Here is a 5731-nt window from a genome sequence, read left to right as displayed (position 1 = left end):
AAGATCATGTGGCTGATGTTGATCGTATTTATCAAAATAATGAACATGCATCGGTCATATCCAATTTTGAAATCGTCAATTGGTTCAATAAGAAGGGAATCGAAAAATATTACCCCATGAATCATGGAGGGACTTGGAAACTTGATTTTGGTGCCGTCAAAATGGTAAATGCCATTCACTCGAGTTCTTTACCAGATGGAAGCCATGGAGGAAATCCTGCTGGTTTTGTCGTCAAAGCAGACGGTAAAACTTTTTACTTTGCCGGAGACACTGCCCTCCATCAGGATATGAAGCAAATCAAGGAGGATTTTAATGTAGATTTTGCTTTTTTACCCATTGGAGATATTTTCACCATGGGAATAGAGGATGCTCTCAAATGTGCTTCTTATGTAGGAGCAAAAAAAATAATAGCCATGCACTATGATACTTTTCCATACATCAAAATAGATCACGACCATGTGAAAAATTTGGCCCAAAAAGCCGGAAAAGAATTACTTTTATTAAAAATTGGTGCAGAGCTTAATCTTTAAATAGTATTCATGGGCAAGATAATTGCAATTGCGAATCAAAAAGGGGGAGTAGGGAAAACCACAACGGCCATAAACCTGGCAGCATCACTTGCTGCCTTGGAATTTAAAACCCTGGTAATTGATGCAGATCCTCAGGCTAATACTACATCTGGGCTCGGCACTGACCCTCACGAAGTAGAAAACAGTATTTACGAATGCATGATTGGTAATGCGGAAGTAAAGAAGGCCATTATTTCTACTGATATTGATTACTTGTCAGTATTACCTTCCCACATTGATTTAGTAGGTGCCGAGATTGAAATGGTAGACTTGGAAAATCGGGAAGAAAAAATGAAAGCGGTAGTTACCGAAATTAAGGAAGACTACGATTTTATTCTAATTGACTGTTCTCCTTCTTTAGGATTAATTACCATTAATGCCTTAACCGCTGCCGATTCTGTAATTATACCGGTACAATGCGAGTATTTTGCACTGGAAGGGTTAGGTAAGCTATTAAATACAATTAAAATTATTCAGTCTCGTTTAAATACCAGATTGACTATTGAGGGCATATTGCTCACAATGTATGATGTGAGGCTAAGGCTTTCCAATCAAATTGTAGAGGAAATCAATACCCACTTTAAATCAATAGTTTTCGACACACTGATTCCTCGAAACATCAAACTAAGTGAATCACCTAGTTTTGGAATTCCTTGTATTGCCCATGACGCAGAAAGTAAGGGAGCTATCAGTTACCTTAACCTAGCCAGAGAAATTTTAGAAAAAAATAGCGTAGTATAAATCATTTAGCGGGAACAATCACAGATAAATATGAGCAAAAGTTCTCGCACATTTGCTCTTATTTATTTTAGAGAGACCTGTAGCAGAACTCAAAACTGAATGAAGGGACAGAAACCAACAAAAAGAAAGAATGCACTTGGTAGAGGGTTGGGAGCAATTTTACAGGATTCAACAGCCTTAGAGCATAGTGAAAACAAAACAGATAATACAGAAATAGGTAAAATCCCATTAGACCTGATAGAAGTAAACCCTTTCCAACCCAGGACCATTTTTAATGAAGAGGCTCTTGAAGAGCTATCAGAATCTATTCGATTACAAGGCATCATACAACCCATCACGGTACGAAAGATCGAAAGTGGCAAATACCAATTAATTTCAGGGGAAAGAAGGTTACAAGCCAGCCAACAGGCGGGAATGGAGAATATTCCTGCTTACATTAGGAAAGCAAATGACCAGCAAATGCTGGAAATGGCCTTAATTGAAAACATTCAACGAGAAAATCTTAATGCTATTGAAATAGCTTTATCATATCAACGTTTAATTTCAGAGTGTAACCTTAAACAAGAAGATTTAGGTGAACGTGTCGGAAAAAAAAGAGCCACCGTTAATAACTACCTAAGACTTTTAAAACTTCCTCCCGCTATACAATTGGGAATAAAAGAAAATAAAATCAGTATGGGACATGCAAGAGCACTCATCAATGTAGAAAACGTTGAAATGCAACTTGCCATTTTTCAAAAAATTATAGATGAAGGTCTTTCTGTTCGTAAGGTAGAATCACTAGTAAGAGGAATTCTTACAGAAAATGTTCAAAAAAAGGGAGAAAAACAAAACTACAAACCCTCTTCGGAGGTTATACAACTTCAGGGAAGATTATCTTCTCATTTTGGAACAAAAGTGAAAATTAACCACAACAAACAAAACAAAGGGGAAATTAAAATTCCATTTCTGTCCATTGAAGACCTAAATAGAATACTTGAAATTCTAGACGTTTAATTCATGCAAAAACGTATTTTTTTTATAGCACTGATTGCTACACTACTGACTTTTTGCTACTTCCCAATTCGAGCACAGGAATCAAAGAATGTCAATAACGAAACAATCATGAGACAAAAACTGCCTGACCCCAAAAAGGCAGCTTTGTATTCTGCTTTGCTTCCCGGATTAGGCCAGGCGTATAATAAAAGTTATTGGAAAATACCTATAATCTATGCAGGAGCTGCTGGAATTGGGTATTTTATTTGGTGGAACAATGACAATTATCAAAAATATAAACAGGGATTATTAACCTATGACCCTGATGATCCTACTGCCAATACTTTCCCAAATTTAGATGAGGCTGGACTGGAAAGAAGGGTAAAATACTATAGAAGAAACCGGGATTTATTAATTATTTCAGCAGGATTTTTATACTTACTAAATATTGTAGATGCCAGTGTCGATGCCAATTTACAGGAATTTAAATTGTACAAAGATGTTTTAGGCATGAAACCAGCAGTCCTAAATGTAGGAAATAGTGATCCAACAGCAGGAATTACACTGAGTTTCCATTTAAACTAGGGACCTATGTCAACATTAATTTTAAAGAAACCATTTAATTATAAACAAGACACAGGAAAAATTGAAATCCCATTTTTATCAGAAAAAAACTTGAATAGAATTCATAAAATTATAATCGTTTATCTCGAGCAAAAACTTATTTTATATGCATCCCTGGTTCCTGTTCTTTTCTTTATATCTTATATCCCCCTTCGGGCTCAGGAAAAAGAAAAAAAATATCAGGAATCAAGAAATGACAATAATAAAACTATCCATATAGGAAAGCTTCCCAACTCTAAAAAAGCCGCCTTGTATTCTGCACTTTTGCCGGGATTAGGACAGGCCTATAATAAAAGTTATTGGAAAATACCTATTATTTATGCAGGAGCTGCTGGAATTGGGTATTTTATATGGATGAACAATGAGAATTATCATTATTTTAGACAGGGGTTGGAAACTTATAGTTCAGACCCTAATAACCCCGGTACTGTCCCTGGTTTTGATGAGGATAACCTGAAAAGACATGTAAAACACTATAGAAGAAACCGGGATTTATTAATTATTTCAGCAGGATTTTTATACTTACTAAATATTGTAGATGCCAATGTGGATGCCAATTTACAAGAATTTAAGTTGTACAAGGATGTATTAGGCATGCAGCCTGCAGTTTTAAATGTAGGTAATAGTGATTTAACCGCAGGTATTTTCCTTAAATTTCATTTAAACTAGAGTTTTTTTTCACCACAAAATTTAATTAAAGAAACAGTTTAGCTTTTACCATTAATAATGAATATTCTAATATTAGGTTATGGCAAAATGGGCAAAACCATTGAAGGAATTGCTCAGCAAAGAGGTCATAATATCAGTTATATAATTGATGCAGACAGCAAAGAAAATTTAGCTACCATAGACCCTCAAAAGGTGGATATCGCAATTGAATTCAGTCAACCTGAGGCAGCATATGCTAATATTAAATTTTGCCTAGAAAATCAAATCCCTGTAGTTAGCGGAACAACGGGATGGCTAGAAAAACGTTCCGAAATAGAAAACCTTTGTCAACAAAAAAACGGCATGTTTTTTTATGCTTCTAATTTTAGTATTGGAGTGAATATTTTCTTTAAACTAAACAAGTTGTTGGCCCAAATGATGGACCCCCAACCTGCTTACGATGTAAAAATGGAGGAGATCCACCATATCCATAAAAAAGATTCTCCGAGTGGAACTGCCATAACGTTAGCCGAAGGAATTATGGGTCAATTGGAAAGAAAAAATAAATGGGAACTCGCCCCATCAAAAGATACTTCAGCTATCGAGATTCAGGATGTAAGAGAAGGAGAAGTACCAGGAACCCACACAATTACTTACACTTCAGGGATTGATGACATAGAAATAAAACATACTGCCCATGGAAGACAGGGATTTGCTTTAGGAGCGGTTTTAGCTGCCGAATGGGCTGCAGATAAAAAAGGAATTTTAGGAATGAATGATTTCCTAAAACTTTAAAAATCCTTTTCCATTTAAAATATTTTTAGCTCGAATTCATCAAAAAAATTTCTCAAAAGGTGCTTTTTAGCTAATTTTAAAAGAAATACTAACAATTTATCATGGGACTTAATCTTGTAAAAAGAAATAAAAAAGAAAAAAAGAAAAAATCGCCACTTAGAGAATGGACGGACGCCATTGTATTTGCGGTAATAGCTGCAACAATCATTCGATGGTTGCTTTTAGAGGCGTTTACAATTCCAACCCAATCCATGGAAAATTCCCTTTTAGTAGGGGATTTCTTGTTTGTGAGCAAAGTGCAATACGGTGCAAGAACCCCAAAAACGCCATTACAGGTCCCCTTGACCCATCAAAAAATATGGGGAACGAATATCCCTTCCTACCTCGACTGGATTCAACTTCCGCAATTTCGTTTACCAGGTCTTAGTGAGGTCAAAAGAGGAGATGTGGTCGTTTTTAATTACCCTCCGGAATTGGAACACCCCGTAGATTTAAAAACCAATTACATCAAAAGGTGTGTTGGAGTCCCTGGAGACACTATACAAGTGATCAACACCCAAGTCTATGTCAACGGGAAGCCAATGGAAAACCCAAGTGAAATGGAATTTAGCTACCTACTTCAAACCGATCAAAAAGTTAGGGATAGGGTATTCAGAGATTATGGTATCTGGGACTATTCCATACGAAATGAAGGTTACGTTATCAGAGGAGCAAAACCTGAAACCATTGAGGAGCTAAAAAAACTCCCTTTCGTACAGAACATCATTGAATTGGTTAGGCCTGAGGGGACGGCTGAGCAAGAGATTTTCCCTAACTCTAAATACTTTCCCTGGAACGCAGATTTCTTCGGTCCTTTGGCAATTCCCAAAAAAGGAGAAACCATTGAAATAAATGAAAAAAACTTAATCACTTACCAATCTACCATTAGAAATTACGAAGGAAACGATAAGGTAGAAGTAAAAAACAATAAATTATTCATTGACGGCAAACAAGTTTCCCAATATACATTTAAGCAGAATTACTACTTTATGATGGGAGACAACAGACACAACTCCGAAGACTCCCGTTATTGGGGTTTTGTTCCGGAAGACCACATTGTCGGAAAGGCGGCATTTATTTGGCTCTCCATTGACCCTAATGGAAGTTTTCTGAACAAGATCCGCTGGGATCGATTCTTAAAAGGTATAAATTAAAAAAAGAAGGCTGTCTAAAAATTTAGACAGCCTTCTTTTCTTACCCCCCCTATAAACTTAATCTATTTCCCGTATCCCTATAGTTATTAAAGGGAATTTCCAAAAAGCCCCAGTCTCATAAATATTGTTAATCACATTCTACACCAAAAATCCATTGCTTAAAAATTCCTTCCACCCCCTATTTTT

Annotated in this window: 7 protein-coding genes; all 7 read left to right on the top strand. The window is 36.2% G+C overall.

Going from position 1 to position 5731, the window contains the following annotated elements:
- A partial coding sequence (locus tag E1171_RS08780; protein WP_155205634.1) for a metal-dependent hydrolase occupies positions 1–530 on the top strand: 530 nt, incomplete at its 5' end.
- 9 nt (positions 531–539) lie between these two features.
- On the top strand, positions 540–1310 hold the full coding sequence (locus tag E1171_RS08775) for a ParA family protein (protein ID WP_155205633.1): 771 nt from the start codon (positions 540–542) through the stop codon (positions 1308–1310).
- 99 nt (positions 1311–1409) lie between these two features.
- Positions 1410–2306, top strand: a complete 897-nt coding sequence (locus E1171_RS08770) for a ParB/RepB/Spo0J family partition protein (protein WP_155205632.1) — start codon at positions 1410–1412, stop codon at positions 2304–2306.
- A 108-nt stretch (positions 2307–2414) separates the two neighbouring features.
- Positions 2415–2870: a DUF5683 domain-containing protein gene (locus tag E1171_RS08765; RefSeq protein WP_155205631.1), complete on the top strand. Its 456-nt coding sequence runs from the start codon at positions 2415–2417 to the stop codon at positions 2868–2870.
- Positions 2871–2876: 6 nt separating this feature from the next.
- Positions 2877–3578, top strand: coding sequence for a DUF5683 domain-containing protein (locus E1171_RS08760; protein WP_155205630.1), 702 nt, complete (start codon positions 2877–2879; stop codon positions 3576–3578).
- A 57-nt stretch (positions 3579–3635) separates the two neighbouring features.
- The gene (gene dapB, locus E1171_RS08755; RefSeq protein WP_155205629.1) at positions 3636–4352 is read left to right on the top strand and encodes a 4-hydroxy-tetrahydrodipicolinate reductase; all 717 of its coding nucleotides are present in this window, start codon (positions 3636–3638) and stop codon (positions 4350–4352) included.
- Between the two features lie 101 nt (positions 4353–4453).
- Entirely contained in the window at positions 4454–5545 is a 1092-nt protein-coding gene (gene lepB, locus E1171_RS08750) for a signal peptidase I (RefSeq protein ID WP_155205628.1), read from the top strand.
- The last annotated feature ends 186 nt before the right edge of the window (positions 5546–5731 follow it).

Source organism: Xanthovirga aplysinae (assembly GCF_009711365.1).
Taxonomy (GTDB): Bacteria; Bacteroidota; Bacteroidia; order Cytophagales; family Cyclobacteriaceae; genus Xanthovirga; species Xanthovirga aplysinae.
Note: the sequence above shows the minus strand (reverse complement) of the source record. Positions and strands in the feature narration are given on the sequence as shown.